This window comes from Vibrio sp. J2-3(2022) (assembly GCF_021725735.1).
GTDB lineage: Bacteria > Pseudomonadota > Gammaproteobacteria > Enterobacterales > Vibrionaceae > Vibrio > Vibrio diabolicus.
The window spans coordinates 344,537-362,530 of record NZ_JAKKCK010000003.1; the positions used below are offsets into that span (position 1 = coordinate 344,537).

Annotated in this window: 16 protein-coding genes; 2 read left to right on the plus strand and 14 right to left on the minus strand. The window is 38.5% G+C overall.

Features of this window, described 5'->3' with window-relative positions; genetic code table 11:
* Positions 1-31 precede the first annotated feature (31 nt).
* Positions 32-1,312, minus strand: coding sequence for a Vi polysaccharide biosynthesis UDP-N-acetylglucosamine C-6 dehydrogenase TviB (gene tviB, locus L3V27_RS14045; protein ID WP_006742489.1), 1,281 nt, complete (start codon positions 1,310-1,312; stop codon positions 32-34).
* A gap of 871 nt (positions 1,313-2,183) precedes the next feature.
* Between tviB and L3V27_RS14050 the strand changes: the two genes are divergently transcribed.
* Together L3V27_RS14050 and wecA are read left to right on the plus strand one after the other, a co-directional pair.
* Positions 2,184-3,509 (plus strand): MBL fold metallo-hydrolase, encoded by a 1,326-nt coding sequence (locus L3V27_RS14050; protein ID WP_237312093.1) that lies wholly within the window; start codon positions 2,184-2,186, stop codon positions 3,507-3,509.
* A 137-nt stretch (positions 3,510-3,646) separates the two neighbouring features.
* Positions 3,647-4,723 (plus strand): UDP-N-acetylglucosamine--undecaprenyl-phosphate N-acetylglucosaminephosphotransferase, encoded by a 1,077-nt coding sequence (wecA, locus tag L3V27_RS14055; protein ID WP_047009460.1) that lies wholly within the window; start codon positions 3,647-3,649, stop codon positions 4,721-4,723.
* Positions 4,724-4,770: 47 nt separating this feature from the next.
* Here wecA and L3V27_RS14060 read toward each other — a convergent pair whose 3' ends face one another.
* From L3V27_RS14060 to L3V27_RS14120, 13 genes are all read right to left on the minus strand, one after another.
* On the minus strand, positions 4,771-5,577 hold the full coding sequence (locus L3V27_RS14060; RefSeq protein ID WP_237312094.1) for a glycosyltransferase: 807 nt from the start codon (positions 5,575-5,577) through the stop codon (positions 4,771-4,773).
* Position 5,578: 1 nt separating this feature from the next.
* Positions 5,579-6,235, minus strand: coding sequence for a hypothetical protein (locus tag L3V27_RS14065; protein ID WP_237312096.1), 657 nt, complete (start codon positions 6,233-6,235; stop codon positions 5,579-5,581).
* 3 nt (positions 6,236-6,238) lie between these two features.
* Positions 6,239-7,624, minus strand: coding sequence for a GMC oxidoreductase (locus tag L3V27_RS14070; RefSeq protein WP_237312098.1), 1,386 nt, complete (start codon positions 7,622-7,624; stop codon positions 6,239-6,241).
* 2 nt (positions 7,625-7,626) lie between these two features.
* Positions 7,627-8,793: a glycosyltransferase family 4 protein gene (locus L3V27_RS14075; protein WP_131813750.1), complete on the minus strand. Its 1,167-nt coding sequence runs from the start codon at positions 8,791-8,793 to the stop codon at positions 7,627-7,629.
* Positions 8,794-8,822: 29 nt separating this feature from the next.
* Positions 8,823-9,899: a hypothetical protein gene (locus L3V27_RS14080; RefSeq protein ID WP_237312100.1), complete on the minus strand. Its 1,077-nt coding sequence runs from the start codon at positions 9,897-9,899 to the stop codon at positions 8,823-8,825.
* Positions 9,900-9,904: 5 nt separating this feature from the next.
* Positions 9,905-10,987, minus strand: a complete 1,083-nt coding sequence (locus L3V27_RS14085; RefSeq protein WP_237312101.1) for a hypothetical protein — start codon at positions 10,985-10,987, stop codon at positions 9,905-9,907.
* Position 10,988: 1 nt separating this feature from the next.
* Positions 10,989-11,840, minus strand: coding sequence for a hypothetical protein (locus L3V27_RS14090; RefSeq protein WP_237312103.1), 852 nt, complete (start codon positions 11,838-11,840; stop codon positions 10,989-10,991).
* Between the two features lie 82 nt (positions 11,841-11,922).
* A complete protein-coding gene (locus L3V27_RS14095) occupies positions 11,923-12,624 on the minus strand; it encodes an acylneuraminate cytidylyltransferase family protein (RefSeq protein ID WP_237312104.1) in 702 nt (233 codons plus the stop codon).
* Complete coding sequence (locus tag L3V27_RS14100; RefSeq protein WP_237312106.1) at positions 12,625-13,686, minus strand: nucleotidyltransferase family protein; 1,062 nt, start codon at positions 13,684-13,686, stop codon at positions 12,625-12,627. It abuts the gene before it with no gap.
* On the minus strand, positions 13,683-14,612 hold the full coding sequence (locus tag L3V27_RS14105) for a methionyl-tRNA formyltransferase (protein ID WP_047009450.1): 930 nt from the start codon (positions 14,610-14,612) through the stop codon (positions 13,683-13,685). The genes L3V27_RS14100 and L3V27_RS14105 overlap by 4 nt, the downstream gene beginning before the upstream one ends.
* Positions 14,612-15,679: an N-acetylneuraminate synthase gene (neuB, locus tag L3V27_RS14110; RefSeq protein WP_047009449.1), complete on the minus strand. Its 1,068-nt coding sequence runs from the start codon at positions 15,677-15,679 to the stop codon at positions 14,612-14,614. Before neuB ends, L3V27_RS14105 begins: the two co-directional genes overlap by 1 nt.
* A gap of 5 nt (positions 15,680-15,684) precedes the next feature.
* A complete protein-coding gene (gene neuC, locus L3V27_RS14115) occupies positions 15,685-16,836 on the minus strand; it encodes a UDP-N-acetylglucosamine 2-epimerase (RefSeq protein WP_047009448.1) in 1,152 nt (383 codons plus the stop codon).
* A 1-nt stretch (position 16,837) separates the two neighbouring features.
* Positions 16,838-17,986 (minus strand): LegC family aminotransferase, encoded by a 1,149-nt coding sequence (locus L3V27_RS14120; RefSeq protein WP_237312108.1) that lies wholly within the window; start codon positions 17,984-17,986, stop codon positions 16,838-16,840.
* Positions 17,987-17,994: the final 8 nt, after the last annotated feature.

Sequence of the window (17,994 nt, forward strand, 5' to 3'; positions counted from 1 at the left end):
GTTCGGCTCTGAAGCCCTAGGTTCTAGGTCCTTATAGACGCATATCTACGCTTTCTTTATCTAGAACGTATTTCAGGTCGTACAATACGTGTTCTGGTTTACCCAAAGTACGAATTTTCTCAACACCCATTTCTTTAAATTCGTTATGAGATACCGCCATGATGATCGCGTCGTAATGGCCTTGCTTTTCTTTTTCGCAAAGCGTTAAGCCATATTCATGCTGCGCTTCATCATTTGAACACCAAGGGTCCATAACATCGACGTTGATGTTGTACTCTTTTAGCTCAGAGATAATATCCACCACTTTGGTATTGCGTAGGTCTGGGCAGTTTTCTTTAAATGTTAGGCCCATAACAAGTACGTTTGCGCCTTCTACGTGAATACGTTTTTTCAGCATTTTTTTCACCAGCTGAGAAACAACGTATTGCCCCATACCATCGTTTAGGCGTCGGCCAGCCAAAATCATTTCAGGATGGTAGCCTACTGCTTGCGCTTTATGCGTTAGGTAGTACGGATCAACACCAATACAGTGACCGCCTACCAAACCTGGACGGAATGGTAAGAAGTTCCATTTAGTGCCTGCCGCTTCTAACACTTCTAGCGTATCGATACCAAGCTTGTTGAAGATGATTGATAGCTCGTTGATTAATGCAATGTTTACATCACGCTGTGTGTTTTCAATTACTTTGGCAGCTTCGGCCACTTTTATAGATGACGCTTTGTGTGTACCCGCAGTGATGATGGTTTTGTATAGCTGGTCGACAAACTCTGCGACTTCTGGCGTTGAGCCACTTGTTACTTTAAGAATGTTCGTGACTCGGTGTTCTTTATCACCCGGGTTGATTCGTTCTGGAGAGTAGCCTGCGAAAAAGTCTTGGTTAAACTTAAGGCCAGAAACACGCTCAACAACGGGAATACAATCTTCTTCTGTTGCACCTGGGTATACGGTTGATTCATAAACGATGATATCGCCCTGATTTACTACTGTACCCAACGCTTCTGAAGCTTTAATAAGAGGCGTTAAATCCGGTTGTTTGTGTTCGTCAATTGGAGTAGGAACGGTAACAATGTAAACATTGCACTCTTTGAGTTCTTGAAGAGAGGAAGTATAAGAAAGGTATTTTGCTTCTGCTAATTCATTATCGCTGCATTCTAGTGTGCTATCGCGTCCGGCAGAGAGTTCATCGATACGGTCTTGGTTGATATCGAAGCCAATCGTTGGTGATTTTTTGCCAAATTCCACTGCAAGTGGTAAACCAACGTAACCTAAGCCAATGATGCCAACTCTGGCGTTTTCTAATGAAAAGTTCATTTTTAGTTCCTAGCAAGTTTAGATTTTTAGAACGCCTTTAGGTCTGGTTAGGGTAACCAAAGGCGTAGATAGACGAAGGACGCACAGGGCATCCCTTGAGAAGTTCTTAATACTTGTAAGAGTGATTTGTATTCGAATAGCGAATATGGATGTTTTAGGCATGCCGTAGACACGTTGATAGAGCACAAGAGTATATGTGCAACGAGAACACTCTACGGAACTAGATACGTGGACGGTAAATAGAAGGGAGGAACCTTATGCCTAGCCAATTATCACTCAAAAACTGTCATCGCAGCTTTGAATTGCCCCTCTGACGTAATGGGACATTTAGTTAATTATTTGTTTAGGCGCACTTTTTATAAAAGCCGACCTTGCCAGAAATGCAACTATGTGCTTAATTGTATTTATATTTATCTGGTGACATTTTTATGTCACTTAGAGAGCTTTGTTTTGCTTTTTGGCACGCTACCGCCCTTAGGTCTGGCTCCTAAAGGCAGTGCATTTGGTTTTTTATCATTTGTGCTCAAGGCAAAGGATTGTATAGCAAACAGGTTGCAACGAAAAGCACAAGACTGACAAAAAAATGGCTTTTTTATGACAACTAACCAAGATATAAGGTGTCAGTTTAACCAGAAAATCGTAAATTCTACCTACCTAAAGCGCGTTTTATAATACGCATTTATTCGTTTATATTTATTACAAAATGCAAAAAGTTGCCTATGTGGAATATGCATCACAATTTAATGCAACTTAAAGCACCGCTTAACACTCCCCTAGCATTTTGACTCCTACTTTCGTGTTTATCTGGTCGGTTACCCTCCCTCTTCTTTCTTCGATTCATTACATTGATGCCTATGAAAAGGAGATAGCTATGAAAGTACTTCATCATGGTGGGAAGGATACGGTGACGGGCTCTTGTCACGAACTGCGACTTGAGCAAGGGAGCATTTTGATCGACTGCGGGTTATTTCAAGGTAAAGATGCATTGGTAGGTCGTCATGATCGTTCGCTGGCAATAGATTTTTCTTTAACCAAGGTAAAAGCGCTGGTACTGACCCATGCTCATATTGACCATATAGGCCGATTACCATGGTTACTCGCAGCTGGTTTTAAAGGCAAAATCTACTGCACACAAGCTACTGCTGAGTTGGTCCCTCTTATGTTAGAGGACGGATTAAAGCTACAGCTGGGTTTAGGCAAACATCAACGGCAACATATATTAAATCTAATTAAGCAACGATTGGTGCCATGTCAGTACAATACATGGCTTCCTCTTAAGGGGTTGGCTTATATACGCTTTCAACCTGCGGGCCATATTTTAGGTTCTGCTTATTTGGAATTTAAACTCTCAAATAATGACGTAGTGGTATTTTCTGGTGATCTCGGTCCAAGTGATACGCCTTTACTCCCAGATCCGAAACCTCCTGAAAAAGCAGACTATTTGTTTATTGAGTCGACCTATGGTGATAAGCACCATGAAAGCGTGAAAAGTAGAAGCACTCGATTGCTCTCTATTATCGAACATGCGCTGGAAGATGGTGGTGTGATTGTTATTCCTGCTTTTAGTGTCGGTAGGACACAAGAACTGTTATTCGATATCGAACAGCTTCTGCACCAGGAGTCTTTACATGGTGCCCTACCAATTATTCTTGATTCGCCTTTAGCACGAAAAGTGACAAAGACTTATCGGCGCTTTAAAAAGCTTTGGGGTAAAGAAGCAAAAAGGCGTTTGGAGCAACATCGTCATCCTCTCGGGTTTGAACAATGTATTACGATTGAGACTCATGCTGAACATATGAGATTGGTGAATCGTCTGGCAAGCACTTCTGAACCGGCTATTGTGGTTGCTGCTTCTGGGATGTGCGAAGGTGGTCGAGTGGTGAGTTACCTCAATGCGTTGTTACCAGATAGTCGTAATGATGTGCTGTTTGCTGGCTATCAAGCTGAGGGAACGCTAGGGAGAGAAATTCAAGAGGGTGCGAGTGAAGTTGATATCGAAGGAAAGAAAATTAAAGTGAAAGCTCAAATACATACGATGTCTGGCTATTCTGCTCATGCAGATCAATCCGATCTAATTTGCTTTGTAGAAGGAATTAATCCACCACCGAAAGAAGTGCATTTAATTCATGGTGAAAGTGTTGCAAAAGCAGAGCTGTATCAACATTTTGCCAGGAAAAAAATGAACGTTGTGCTTTAATTTACTGATAAGAAAATCAGGAGAAATTGGGTGAAAGTATCGTTTTGCTACCATTCTGTTACTTATTTTCTCCTTGAGATAGTTACCTTGTCGGTTAAAATAGCCGTCGAATAATTACAATGGCAGTTGGCACTATTATGTTTCTGGAACTTCTATTTATCTTCTTTTCTTCGTTTGCCACTTTGTTTCTCATGCGTAAGGTTGCTAAGTCGGTAGGCTTAGTTGATAAACCGAACGAAAGGAAGTTACATGACGGTGCTGTTCCACTTATCGGTGGGATCTCTATCTGTATTGTCCTTATCCAATTTCTGACCTTTAAACCAGAAGTTATCGAATATAGTTGGCTGTATGTATGTTCTATCGCACTCTTAACGCTTATCGGCGCCATTGACGATAAGATCGACTTGAGTTTCAAAATACGCATGGGAGTTCAAGCTGGGTTATCTTTGGTGATGGTTCATATTGCCGGTATTGAATTGCACAGCTTAGGTAACATGTTCGGCTTTGGGGATATAAATTTAGGTTGGACTGGTATCGCTATCACAGTGCTAGCGGTCATCGGTGCAATCAATGCTTTTAATATGGTAGATGGTATTGATGGTCTGCTAGGTGGGCTTTCTATTGTAACCTTTGGCGCTCTTGCCTATTTATTAAGAGTAGACGCCCAACACGGCTTGGCTTATCTCTGTGTGGTTATTATTGTTGCGATGCTGCCTTACATTTTCATGAACTTGGGGATATTGGGACGCGCTCGAAAAGTATTTATGGGTGACGCAGGCAGCATGATGATTGGTTTTACTGTTATCTGGCTATTGCTGGGTGTTAGCCAAGCAGAGAGTAAACCCCTGATGCGCCCAGTGACGGCATTATGGCTAATTGCGGTTCCGTTGATGGATATGGCTGCCATCATGATTCGTCGAGTTCGCCGAGGGGATTCGCCATTCAAACCCGATCGTGAACACTTACATCATATTTTCCAACGTATGGGTTTAAGCCCTAAGCAAACCCTAGTAGCAATCTGCGGTATCGCAACTCTTTACGCTGCTTTTGGTATTTACGGTGAGCTAAGCGGGATCCCAGAAGCTTTCATGTTCTATGCATTTATCGCCTGTTTTATTGTTTATTCCCTTTTGCTTTCTTATGTGTGGCGAATTACCACATTTTTAAGAGAGAAATTTAGCTCATCAAGTAAGGCTACCGTAAATAGTAACTAAAATACTGTCGACAGAGCTTAAAGTACTTTTTAGTTACTATTTAATCTCTAAGATTTAAGAAGTTTATTTCTTAGTGGAGAACGGTAAAGTACGCTAACCAAAGAAACTGGCATTAAACGAAATCCAAAGCGAGCTAAAGGAATAAAAGGAAACACTTTTAATTGTTTACAAATTCGTAAATAAACCTTTAATTCACTTTTCGCCTTCTTTAATGTCCGTCGATTGTAGGCCCCATCCATTCTGACTTGCACTAACGTAGATGGAATATTGTGTCCAACGGCCCCTTTTAGTAAAGCCTCCCCCCACAAAGCAATATCTTCATTCAGAGGGTAATCTGTTGGATAACAGCCAAACCTATCAAAAAAGTCACCTCTAAAGCAGGTCGTAACATGCGCGAATGGTGACCCTTTAGGTAAATAATTAGCATGAGCAACGTTTGGGTAGTCACGGTGTGCTACTACATTTACTGTGTCGCCTACAAACTCGTCAATTGCGCCACCGACTAAATCGACTTCTGGATTTGCTTCCATATAGTCAAGTTGAAGTGATATACGCTCTAGACAACAGATGTCATCAGCATCCATACGAAAGATGTAATTTTCACCTTCAAGACTTCCGATCAGTTTGTTTAACCCAACAGCCAATCCCACATTTGAAGCACTTTTCACGACTTTATAAGGGTTACATCCCTCAACCACAGCTAGGTGATCTTGGCTTACCTCACCATCAATATGGATATATATACGAACGTCATTTCCCGCTTTTTCTGCCGCAGAACGGACAGAGAGTAAAGCTTCTTTCAAGTGCTCAACATCATCATTTCTGTAAACACATATTAAGAATGCGCACTTCATTTTAACTATCCTTCTTAATATAAACAGCAGATAAACCATGGCAGAACATTAGTTTATGCAATACCTTTTCTAAAGCTTTTACTGCATTTAAATAGGCAAGAGTGAATTTGGAAGAGCTCACTTTATCCGTACTCACATAAAGGAATGAGAATATCTTCCATAAGAAGCATTCTCTTCTCTTTAGCTTAATGTTAACTCTTACTTTCTCTAGAGACAGGATACCTTGGCTATCAAAGAGTCGGATTGCGTTTGATATATCCTGTAAATTTGTACGATAAGTAAAATATTCAGATCGTTCTTGTGTCGATAATTTTTCTAAAATTTTATCGTGAAATTCCGCAATGAAAGGAATATTCAAAGAACAACCCCCTATTTTTTCTACCTTTACTGAATCAGAAAGCTTTCTAATTTGATAATTATCGCAAAAATCGTTATATATGAAAGTTGATATATATAAGAGTTTAGATCTCTTATTTTCTTTAACTCTCACTAATATATCGTCGAGTAAGTATCTTCCTCCCCATACAATAGTATCATTTTGAAGAGCTTCATCTATGGAGTAGTTTCTCGCCGATACTGATATGTTCAAGTCATCGGCCAATAAATTACAAAGGTGTTGGTTTAAAAGACCACTCTTACCTATATATGTTATTGTCATTTGCTACGCTAATCCTTTTAGATACTCACTAAGCTTTATCGTCAACTGAGCTATTGTCAGCCCGGTATTGCTATAACCATGCTCGTTTATGATTGAAGCATCACAAACATATAAATTCGAAGAGCCATTTACTTTAAAGTTGTGATCAACTGTTCCTGGTTCTGAACCAAACTCTACCGTCCCAGAATGGTGCGCGGCTGACCATACGTAACTATCAATATCTTCTTTTACAAAAGCTAATTTATCACAGTAAGGTGCTAACTTTTCTTCCATATCCATGATAGCTTCCAAATAAGATGCTTTCTCTGTATCGCTTAATGACCAACTTATTTTATTTGATGAGCTACTATCCAATATAATATGGTTATCATTAGCACTTTTCTTGTTTTGCTCAAAAACAAACCATACGGAAAAAGTTCGAGTTGAGATATTTCGTCCAGTGAGGTGAAGGAATATTTCAGAGAGGATATCAGGGTGTAATATCTTAGGGTTAAAAATACACTTAATCTTACCCAATAAGTTAGATGTCCCTAATTTCGATTTAAACTGATAAACACCGAGATCATTACTCATCGTAGCTGCAGGTCTAAAGTAAGTAATATGCTTGAGTCCATTACTTTTTGTAACAATACCGCAGCGACTTGTATAGTCTCCAACATTCTTATTAACAAACTGATCAAACAAGCTTTGATATTGTTTTTTAACTCGAATCTTTCCCAGAAAGCCCATAGGATGGTCTATCAAACACTTAGAAGTATTTGATTTTATTTCTTGAGGCAGAATGGTGTTTAGCACTTTCGGAGAAGAGATGCCACCAGCGCAAACAATGAAGAAGTCTGCAGGAAATACTTCTTCTTCTCCAGATTCATATGCGAGCTGTACTGAACGTAGACATTCACCAGAGTATGTCGCACCGACAACTCTACAACCACTCTTTATCTCTACTCTGTCATTCGCCTTCAGTAGCGGAGAGGTGTTTGGAATTAAAATAGTATCTAGCTCCGCATTCAATGATAGCTCACTAGAAACTTTACGATAATTATCAAGTGAGCGTTTATACTCTGCGGTATAACTCCCTGAGAACTGTAGTAAGCTTGCAGCCTTGTCTATTTTATCTTGAGTTGAGATAAGACTATTTGAAAACGGTCCCTGATCTAAGCTACTCGGTTTAAGAGGAATCAACCCGTTGTGCCACAAATGCGTTGTCCCACCTACGGCATAGCAGTATGTGTTGGAGCTACCAAATCGCCTCTGAAGGAAATTATGTTCTGGCAATTCCGTCCCCTCTTGGGGTCCCCGTTCAATTAAAGTAACTTTGAATTTATCAATCAATTGATTCGCCAGCGTAATACCTGCTAAGCCAGCGCCAACTATAACAACTCTTTTCATTTCTATTTACCAAGCATAGATTTTACAAATTCGTTCACTTGCTTAGAGTAACTAACATAGCTATATTTTTTATCAAAATTAAGCCGAGCATTCTCACCTAAGCTCAAGCGTTGAGCTTCATCGTTAATGACTTCGTATAGTTTTTTTGTTATATCTTTAACTTGTTCTGGTTCGGCAAGCAAACAATCAAAGTCTTCTTCAAGTAAGTCTGCCGTGCCGTCTAATCTAAAGCTTACGATGGCTTTCCCTAGGGCCATGGCTTCTCTGAGTATTCTCGATACCCCCTCTTCTTTAGATACTTGTAGAATAATATCGGAGTCATTCATATAACTGAGATAATCTGACTGGAAGCCGTGAAAGATAATTTTTTGAGAGAGTTCTTTTTCTTTAATAGTCTTTAGTAATTGGTCATAAAAATCTTGCTCTAAAACATTACCAACTACATTTATTACATAATCACATTCGCTTTCATTAAGTATCTCTGCAATGTCGATTAGATAGTCTTGACCTTTTCTTCTTTGAACTGAGCCAACCACTGTAATATTAGTTTTATTATTTTTAAATAATTTTTTGGCATGTTTCTGACAAGCTTTAATATCAGACTCTGATACCGATGGTCTAATTAATATGCTTCTTTCCTGCCCTTCTCCAAGTAGTGAATCAAGCTCTTCGGCTTGTGAAGGCGATTGAAAAAGGACTCGGTCATAAGTTTTAATGTGCGTTAGATATGCATTGAGTTGATTTTGGTTCTGATTGCTTCCCATAAAGTATTGAGAATAGGCTTTTACAGAACCAGCATGATTCAACACGACTTTGCAACCGATTGTCCGTAAGTATTGCTTGTAGTCATCAGGCAAGCCAAAAGAGTCAATAACGATAGAGTTACTTTTTATATTTCCAAACTTAGAGATGAATGAAATGACCTTATTGACAAAGTACTTTGGCTTTCCCACTTTTTTAATATCAACAAGAACATTGCTAATAGGTACTATATCAAGCTCTTTATTTACATTTGTAGTTCTGTATAATTTTTTATCAAAAGAGCCTAAAACCGTGTTAACTTTCACATCATAACCGAGCTCGGACATACAATTAGACAAGTCTAATATTGATGATGAACCTCCATTTTTTCGGCTAACTGAATGAGTAAATATATAAATTTTTTCCACGGATACACCTATTAAAACTAAAAAATGCCTTATGCTATAGTCTCATTATTTTCTGTTTTCTTTCTAAAAAGTTGAATTAGTAAAACAACAACACATGCACAAATAAAGACACTTACAAAATCGATTAAGAACGTGCCAAAGGATCGCCTCACAAAATAAGGTCCCTGCACAATAAAATATAATACTATTGAGTTACTGAATACTCTCCATTTAACAAACTTAGCCGATATAGCTAATAGAGAAACTCCCGTAAACAAAATAATAGCACCATAGAAGCTAAAGAAAAGGCTAGAGTTAGAACCATGCCTTGTACCACTGTCATATACGTTGCTTGTCAATCCAATCTTACCAATAGTATCAATTACACTTTCAAAACCGAAGAGTGACTTCAAAAATGGTACTGACTCGGCGATAAGATGTAACAAAGAGAAGTCCTGTTCCATTAATAGGTAACCACCAATATATATAGGCTGTAAGTGTTGATAGAAGTAAGCTAAATCAGTAAATACTGATGTTCCAACAAGAGGTAAATGCCCACTTCGCAACGGCTGCAATACAAAGACCAATCCAAACACCACCAACATGCCATACATGAATAATTTTACACTTGATATTCTTGATATGTATGGAATAAAGGCAAGTAGTGCAACTTGTATTACCGGAAACCTGTCTTCTCCGAGAACTAATTGTACAAATGCAACAAAAAACAATATTAAAAAAGTAAAATTATATGGCCTTCTTCTGCTATAAAGTATATACAACAACGGAAGAACTAGCATTTGTATATAACCAATATTAATTGTAAAGCTTGCTATAAATAATAGCACAACGACAATGTCAGAAAGTATTGACTTTTTATTTAAAAACACTAGCTCAAATTTAAACAGAGAAAGAAGCTTATAAGTCCCTAAGCCTAAAATAACATGACCAACCAACATCCTAAAAAAATAACTTTCTTCAATATAAAAAGTTTTATAGAAGTGAAGGCTAACCCCACCTGATTCTAAGCTAAGGAGATAGGGAGGTAAGTAGAAAAGAAAAGGAAGGACTATGTAAAACTGAACAAATAAATTTTTAACGTTAAAACGAACTGCTCTATTTGTCATTATCTTCACTTAAGCTCGGTCATAAATTTAATAACTAATGAAAGGTATACAACATCAAGAAGAATCGCACTCTTATTCTTATTCAAAGCCTGTAAAGAAATAATAATTGCGCTTTGTACAATACCAAACACAATTAATATAAAGAAAACTTGACGCTCAATAGCATGTTGGTAAGGAAAAGATACATTAAAAACACCAGAAACAAACTCAATATAAAATGGATATAACGATGGAATAAATAAAAAAGAAACAGCGATTAAAGAAAAGACAACCTTTAAATTTTTCCATTTATTATCGACCTTAGCAAGCTTCATTGAGTATGGTATTCGAGCATGAAGTCCACTTATCACTATAAGTATAGCACCATAAAGCCTAGAGACCATTATCACATAACTTTTACTATTTTCACTAACCCCAGGGAGAAATAGCGATAGTATTTGATTTTTCACTGCTATAAATACACTTAAAACATAAGCGAACACATCGAATTTTTCAGAGGTATGTCTAAAATCTATAGGAGAAGACAACTGTAATTTATTTACGGGCTTTAACCTCGATAATAATATAGAAACAAGTATTGGAAAAAGCAACAAAGCTAGTTCAAACCAAAAATACCCTAATACACAACCGATAATAACCGATGTTAACCTTAATATAGACAGAGAGAATTCACCAAATAAAACGCTTGTAAAAACATCTCCACTTCGCCTTTTTACAGTCAACCAACGCAGATTATAAACAGATGCGATAATAGATACTGGCATCAACAATATCACAAAATATGATATATCTTTTGAAAACCAATAAAAGCACACACCGAAATATATTAGCGCAACAAGAAAAAGTAAGAATATAGGCGTACGTTTAGGCTGAAATGTATTATTCTGAATATTTATATTCTTATTTGTAACGTTTTGACCAAAGTCTGTTGCAGATGTAAAAACAACCAGCAATGTTTGAATTACAACATAAGAGACCAAGTACTTTTCGCCTAAAAAGTGTGATAACAGCACTATAGTCCCTATAGATAATACAGCTGAAAATATCTTTAATATTTCAACTCGACCTTCATAGACTAAATTTTTCATACTATCGATTCTCAAAATACGATATATCTACTAGATCTTGTTTCTTTACTGCTAGTGATTCAGGTAAACTGTCTATACCATCAATGGATACCCAGCAACCGTACTCTCCGCCGTACCGTCGATTTAAACTCAGAGATGAACATGCGGAGACATAGCATACATTGTCCCCTAAATCTTTTATGTCATCTGACGAGATTGTCTCTTTCCCATAAAACTCGTCACAAATATACTCGCGATCTCTAGGATGAGGAAGGATATAGACTTCTAATCCATAGCCAGATAATGTGTCCACTATTTGTTGTGAGAATAAGTAATGCTTATCAGATTCCTTTCCAGTTGCTTTGTGAGAAAGAGCTGCAGGGAAGGCAACAACATATTTTATATCCTTTAAATTATCACGATTTGGTAAGTTGAAATCAAAAGCTTTCTGGGGTAAAGATGCTGAAAACACCTCTAGAGTAGATATAGTTACAGTATCAGAAACATATATCTTACCTTTATAAGCTTCCATAACTTTATTGAAAATTTTGTTATAAGATGAAGGATTACCAATAGTATTTGGCAAGAAAATATATGCATTTCCATACCATCTCATAAAGTAAGCTACAATTAACACCTCAAAGTTCAAACTAGAAAAATAAAGTTCATCGTTCCTATATATCGCTTTAAGAGAGACAAAGGCACTTTTGATTGTAACTAGAATTCGATTTATTAATTTAGTATTATTCTTATTACTACTAATAAAGAAATCATTATGCAAATATGATGAATGTAATGTTCCCAAACATAACTCAAAACATTCAGAATCCCAACTAGACTCACCAATAAGTGTTTTGGACATTTTTTTTCTCATATTCACAACTGCTTTAAACATACATAATGATATATGCGTAATTAATTTTATTATTTATGATACTTTCTCGATTGAGAAAGTATCATTTGCTAATCCAATATCTTTGTAGAAAAAATTCAGCCATATCAAAGTCAATTTGATTATCAATATCAATCGATGCTTCGTTTGGCATTTTATAGGCATACGTATCTTCCCGATAAGCCATCTCACCTATAGCTAACAATCTACAAATATCATAAACATAGATAGCACCATTTAAACGGAAAGCTTCGCCCAGATCTTGAGAACGCTTTCCCCTGCCAAAGCGAAGAAAATCTTTCATTGAACCATTGTCAGGTAACGTATTTGCCCACTGAGGTGGATGCTCACATGGCGTAACAGATACAACTGAAAAAGCAGACTTTTCAACCAAATATTCAATTGCTTGGTCGATATGATCGGAGCTACGAAATGGCGAGGTAGGTTGAAGTAAAACAACAATATCGGCGTCTTTGCCATATTTCTCTAAAGTATAAAAAAGAACACTTTGAGTTGTTGCAGTATCTGTCGATAACTCTTCTGGCCTCAGTTCGGGTATAGTTATTCCAAACTGGCGCGCGACATCGGCTATTTCTTGGTCATCAGTACTTATAAGAATATCATCTACATAAGCACTGTTTTGAGCAGCTTCAATTGTCCAACCGATTAGAGGTTTTCCTCCCAATGGAAGTATATTCTTCCTTGGAAGTCGCTTACTTCCTCCCCTTGCAGGGATGACAGCAATCACTTTCTTGTCATCTAACATTTACTCTAACCCCAGAGATAGTATATCCATCTGCGCACGGTTGAAGTCGTCCATACGGCCAATATCAAGCCAATACTCATGTATTGGGAACATAAGTACTTTTTGGCGATCTTTCATATGTTGCTCAAGCAACGTAGGCATATCTATTTTTTGATTTTTTTCTACCGATTGAATCACTCGAGGAGATACAACATAAATACCTGCGTTAACAAAAAAGCGCTGAATCGGTTTTTCGACCATACTAGTGATTTGGTTGCCTTCGCCATTAATCACGCCATATGGAATCTGATAGTCGTATTCTCGCACGCACATTGTCGCATCTGCGTTATTCTCCAAATGGAAGTTCAGCAGGCGTTGAAAGTCTACTTTGGTCAACACATCCCCGTTGATCATAATCAATGGTAGATCTCTTGGCATATCTTCAGGCAGTAAGCCAAGCGCCCCCCCGGTACCAAGCGGTGTATCTTCGTGTACATATGAGATACTGACACCTAAGTTACTACCATCACCAAAATGTTGGTGAATTTGCTCAGGCATGTAGTGCGTTGAGATGTAAAAGTTGCTAAAACCGGCTTTGATAAAGCTCTTGATCACTGTCTCTAAAATAGGTTTATCACCTACTTTTAGCATTGGCTTAGGGCAATTATCCGTTAATGGACGTAAACGAGTTCCGAAGCCACCAGCCATAATAAACACTGGATTTTGATATCTATCTTTACTCAAGGCACTATGAAGAGTCTCAAGGCCAACGACTTTGTTCTCTTGATCGAGCAATGGAACCGATAGAATTTGCTCTCGCTCCATCAACTCGACTAGCTGATCTTTTGAAGCTCCCTGCTTGGCAGTAATAGGTTTAGAGTTCATCACCTTCGCAACAGAGTCGCTTAGCATCAGATCATTGAGTAAACCGCGTCGAATGTCGCCATCAGTGATCATACCCAGCAGCTTCTTGTTTTGATCAACCACAACAGCGACGCGTAATGCTTCGCTGTTGATGATTTCTAATGCCTGCTTAATTGTGCTTGATTCAGATATTAGCGTTTTTTGCCAACAATGACTCATTCCAAGCCTCTATTAGTTAACCTAGAACCTATTTTAAATTTAGGAACATCTAGCTGTTCGGTCACACCGCTTTTTACACGTCCAACTAGTGTTAGAAGTATCGTGCTATCGCCTACTTTAACTACTATTCCGTTTTCATTTCTACCGACGACTTCACCGACAGTCGCAATATAGTTTGGAGCTTCAGGTATTAGCTCAGAGGATTCAACTGCATATTCTTCATTGTTGAAAAAGAATCTCGCACGAGGGCCCGGGTAGCTAATTGCTCTAACAAAGTTATAGATTCTCTCTGCACTCCAGTTGAAGTCGATAATTTCATCACCAAATGTTCTTATACCAAAATATGTACCCACAGGATGAATATCTTTTTGCTCTATAACATTTACTGCATTTTTAGAGATTTTGACTATCGCAGAGTACAAAACATTGGCACACTCGATAATAGCTTTATTGAGAAGAGTACCGTAATTATCTTTTCGTGTAATCGGATATAACCTCTGCTCGACTATATCGCCAGTATCGATACCTTCATCCACATAATGGACCGTAATACCAAAAGAAGATTCACCATTTATCAAGGCCCAGTTAAGTGGATTTCGTCCTCTATAAAATGGTAATGCACCAGCATGGCAGTTAATAAAGCCTAAGGGTGCATAATCGATAATGCTCTTCTTCAAAATCTGATTGAATGACATTGATACTAAAAGATCTGGTTTATAATCATCCATCACAGAAAGAAACTCGTTCGTGTTTACATTCTCTACAGGAATAAAAGGAACGCCCAATTTATCAGCCCACTCCCTTAATATGGGATCCTGTGTGTCATAACGAGGGACGATAAACACAATATCTAAGCCATCAGTTTCAGCTATCAATTCAATTGCTCGATGAGACCATGGCCCATCAGCAAAATAACCAATCTTCATTATATTTCTTCGTCCTGTTCGTATGTTTTTTGAGCGACACTTCCAAGAATATCCCAGTACCGAAATGGACTAATGCCTGTTCCCGGTCGTTTTACGGTCAGATTATTTGTTGTAAAACTATCTCCGACGGCAATACTGTCCAATGCAACAAGGCTCTTCCTTGCCACTGACTTATTCTTTATTTCTGATACAGTCGGAGCCTTTACACCTGAGCCTAAGGCTATCTCTACATTTCTAATTGCATCAACCATCAATTTGAGCTCATCTGGTTCCAGTGATGCTTTATGGTCAGGACCTTCCATTGTTTTATCTAAAGTAAAGTGCTTTTCAATTAGCACAGCTCCTCGCGCTACAGCTGCAATAGGAATTGTAATCCCTTCACTATGATCCGAATAACCAGCTCTTAAGCCAAAAGATGCCCCTAGAGTATCCATCGCTCGCAGGTTTATTTCATCCATTGGTGCCGGATATTCTGTTGTACAGTGGAGGATGGTAACTTTTTCTTGCAAAGCAATTTGCCCTTCGGAAGAAGCGTAAGCCTCTCTGAACGCAGTAATAGACGGTTTGGCATTTTTATCTTGAGTTAGACCAAACGCTATGACACTTAAAGCATCTTCTACCTCTGCTAATGTCGCCATTCCCGTAGATAAGATAATGTCACACCCAGTTCTTGCATGCTCTAGTATTAGAGGGGCATTAGTTATCTCTCCAGAGGGGAGCTTAAGAGTTTTCAACCCTAAGTCATTCACTAAAAAGTCTAAGCTCTCAGAGTCAAACGCCGTAGAAAGGAACTCGATACCAATTTCTTCACAATAATCTATCAACTCATGATGCAAATCGTAAGGCAATTCTAGCCTTTTCAGCATAGCGAGTTGCGACTCTTCTCTCTTTGTATTCTCTACCTGATATTCAGCTTGATGTGCAACTTTTGATGCCAAGTTCTTAGCTTTAAATGTTTGAAACTTAACGATATCAGCACCAGCATCCTTCGCTGCATCGATCAGTTTAAAAGCGAGTTCACGACTACCATTGTGATTAACTCCCGCTTCAGCAATTATTACCGTCATAAAACCTACTTAATATCGAAAAATCTTTTGCAAGGATTAAATTTCATCTCTTTAATCATTTTGATAACTTTTTTGCTCGCACAGCCTTGACCGTATGGATTCATTACCACTTCATTAGCTAGCTTATATTGTCTAGAAACTGCCTTCTTAAGCGCTGAAGAAATACTTGCCACTGTAGGCTCAGCATCTATAACACTTTTAGCAGCTAAACGACCTTTCTGTCTCACGCCTATATTAACGGTAGGGACATCAAAAGATGGTACTTCTATAATGCCACTGGATGAATTTCCAATGACGGCCGAGGCATTTTTTATTGCACTAAGGTAACGTATCTGTCCCAATGATGGAATTGCTAGAACTCTATCCGGCTGTGATGCTGCATAAGATTCAAGCATAGGAATTATTCGACGACCACCGTCATCGGCGTTGGGGTATGTCAATATCACTTGGTAGTCTGGATATGCATCTAAAGAATCAAGCAAAGCCTGAAAGCTCTGTTCTGGTTCTTCATCACCCAGTGTTACTGGATGATAAGTCACTACAAAGTATGGTTGCACAAGTTTAAAGTTTAGTGACTCACCTAATTGTTCAAGGTTCATAAAAGAGCCTCTCTTTAGATGATCTAAACCAATTGCACCAATATTTTCAACTCGCTCCGGAGATTCTCCCAGCTGAATAACTCTATTTCTGTATTCCTCCGTCGATGTACCGTGGAGATAGCTAAGCTTGGTAATCGCGTGACGAATTGCATCATCATACGCACCTTCTGTAATCTCACCACCGTGTAGATGAATTACAGGGATCTTCAAAATCATGGCCGTTTGAGCAGCAGCTAATGCTTCAAAACGATCTCCGAGAATAATAAGAACATCAGGATCTAGACGAGATAGAGCATCTGTAAAACCAAGAACCCCTAACCCTATACTCTTGGCGGTGCCTACAGCAGAGTTCGAGGAAAGAAGTATCTCTATTTTTTCGTCAATTTTGAAACCATCATCTTCTATCTGTTTAAAAGTTTCCCCAAACTCTGGTGATAGATGCATACCAGATACCAATATCTGCAGTATTAAACTTGGATCATCTTGGATGTCTTTGAGTAACCAGTACAGAAGACCATACTCAGCTCGTGTGCCTGTGAAGACTGCTACTTTCTTCATTTTACTTTATCTCGATAGGGGTACTTGGAAGGTTAATCAAGTGGGCTTCAATAAATTCAGAATATGTAAGGTCCCCACGTATTGCATTCTCAAACATTGGTAATCTGTGCATGAGTTGCCAAATTGGACGAGTCATAACACCTGAACGATTTGTGTCAGTAAGAACCTGCTCTCTACTTTCCTTATCTGGACAAATGATTGCATTCAACCAGTAGTTTGACTGTGCGTAATCTGGTTCAGTGACAAACTTAAAGCCAGTTCCTTTGAAAAACTCACTGTAGCACTCTGCAAGTTCTCTCTTTTGCTTCAAATACTGTTCGATTACTTCCATCTGAGCACAACCTAGAGCCGCATTCAAATTCGGCATACGGTAGTTAAACCCTGGCTCGTCATGGAAAAACTCATAAGGATGAGGAACTTTCGCTGTTGTTGTAACATGCTTAGTTCTTGCACCTAACTCTTGAGTTTTACATAGAACCATACCACCACCACCAGTAGTAATGATCTTATTCCCATTAAAGCTGACCGCACCAAAGTCACCGATAGTACCTGTATGTTTGCCCTTATAGAAAGAACCAAGGCTTTCAGCGGCATCTTCAACTAAAGTAATCTTCCATTTGAGACAAATGGCAACCAACTCATCGAGTTCTACTGGGTGACCAAATGTGTGCATAGGTACAACAGCTTTAATTCGTTTACCGGTTGTTTTATGAACACAACCAGTCTCAGTTACCTCAGCGTACTCATTTAAGAATTCATCGACTGCTTTAGGACAAAGGCCTAAACTAACTGGTGAGACATCCAAAAATATCGGCTCCGCCCCCATATGGTACAGAGCATTACAGGTTGCCACGAAAGTCAGAGCTTGCGTAATTACAAGATCTCCTCTTTGGACATCAGCCATATACAATGCAGCATGTAATGCTGCCGTGCCATTAACTGTTGCTACTGCTTTAGCCGTCCCAGTATAAGCCTCAATCTTTCGCTCAAAGTCATCAACAAACTTACCAACACTAGAAACAAACGTACTTTCAATCGTTTCCATTACGTAAGATTTTTCGTTGCCATCGAACTTTGGAGAGTGCAATGGAATAAACTCGTTGGTTTTGTAGGTATCCCTAACAAATTCAACAATAGATGTTGTTTTCACTGCTTTCT

What these genes read in the sequence shown, in the direction of transcription:
- L3V27_RS14085 (WP_237312101.1), bottom strand. Translation starts at nt 10,987, where the DNA reads ATGAAAAATTTAGTCTATGAAGGTCGAGTTGAAATATTAAAGATATTT.
- L3V27_RS14050 (WP_237312093.1), top strand. Translation starts at nt 2,184, where the DNA reads ATGAAAGTACTTCATCATGGTGGGAAGGATACGGTGACGGGCTCTTGT.
- neuC (WP_047009448.1), bottom strand. Translation starts at nt 16,836, where the DNA reads ATGAAGAAAGTAGCAGTCTTCACAGGCACACGAGCTGAGTATGGTCTT.
- L3V27_RS14090 (WP_237312103.1), bottom strand. Translation starts at nt 11,840, where the DNA reads ATGAGAAAAAAAATGTCCAAAACACTTATTGGTGAGTCTAGTTGGGAT.
- L3V27_RS14070 (WP_237312098.1), bottom strand. Translation starts at nt 7,624, where the DNA reads ATGAAAAGAGTTGTTATAGTTGGCGCTGGCTTAGCAGGTATTACGCTG.
- L3V27_RS14105 (WP_047009450.1), bottom strand. Translation starts at nt 14,612, where the DNA reads ATGAAGATTGGTTATTTTGCTGATGGGCCATGGTCTCATCGAGCAATT.
- L3V27_RS14080 (WP_237312100.1), bottom strand. Translation starts at nt 9,899, where the DNA reads ATGACAAATAGAGCAGTTCGTTTTAACGTTAAAAATTTATTTGTTCAG.
- neuB (WP_047009449.1), bottom strand. Translation starts at nt 15,679, where the DNA reads ATGACGGTAATAATTGCTGAAGCGGGAGTTAATCACAATGGTAGTCGT.
- wecA (WP_047009460.1), top strand. Translation starts at nt 3,647, where the DNA reads ATGTTTCTGGAACTTCTATTTATCTTCTTTTCTTCGTTTGCCACTTTG.
- L3V27_RS14060 (WP_237312094.1), bottom strand. Translation starts at nt 5,577, where the DNA reads ATGAAGTGCGCATTCTTAATATGTGTTTACAGAAATGATGATGTTGAG.
- L3V27_RS14065 (WP_237312096.1), bottom strand. Translation starts at nt 6,235, where the DNA reads ATGACAATAACATATATAGGTAAGAGTGGTCTTTTAAACCAACACCTT.
- L3V27_RS14100 (WP_237312106.1), bottom strand. Translation starts at nt 13,686, where the DNA reads ATGAGTCATTGTTGGCAAAAAACGCTAATATCTGAATCAAGCACAATT.
- L3V27_RS14095 (WP_237312104.1), bottom strand. Translation starts at nt 12,624, where the DNA reads ATGTTAGATGACAAGAAAGTGATTGCTGTCATCCCTGCAAGGGGAGGA.
- tviB (WP_006742489.1), bottom strand. Translation starts at nt 1,312, where the DNA reads ATGAACTTTTCATTAGAAAACGCCAGAGTTGGCATCATTGGCTTAGGT.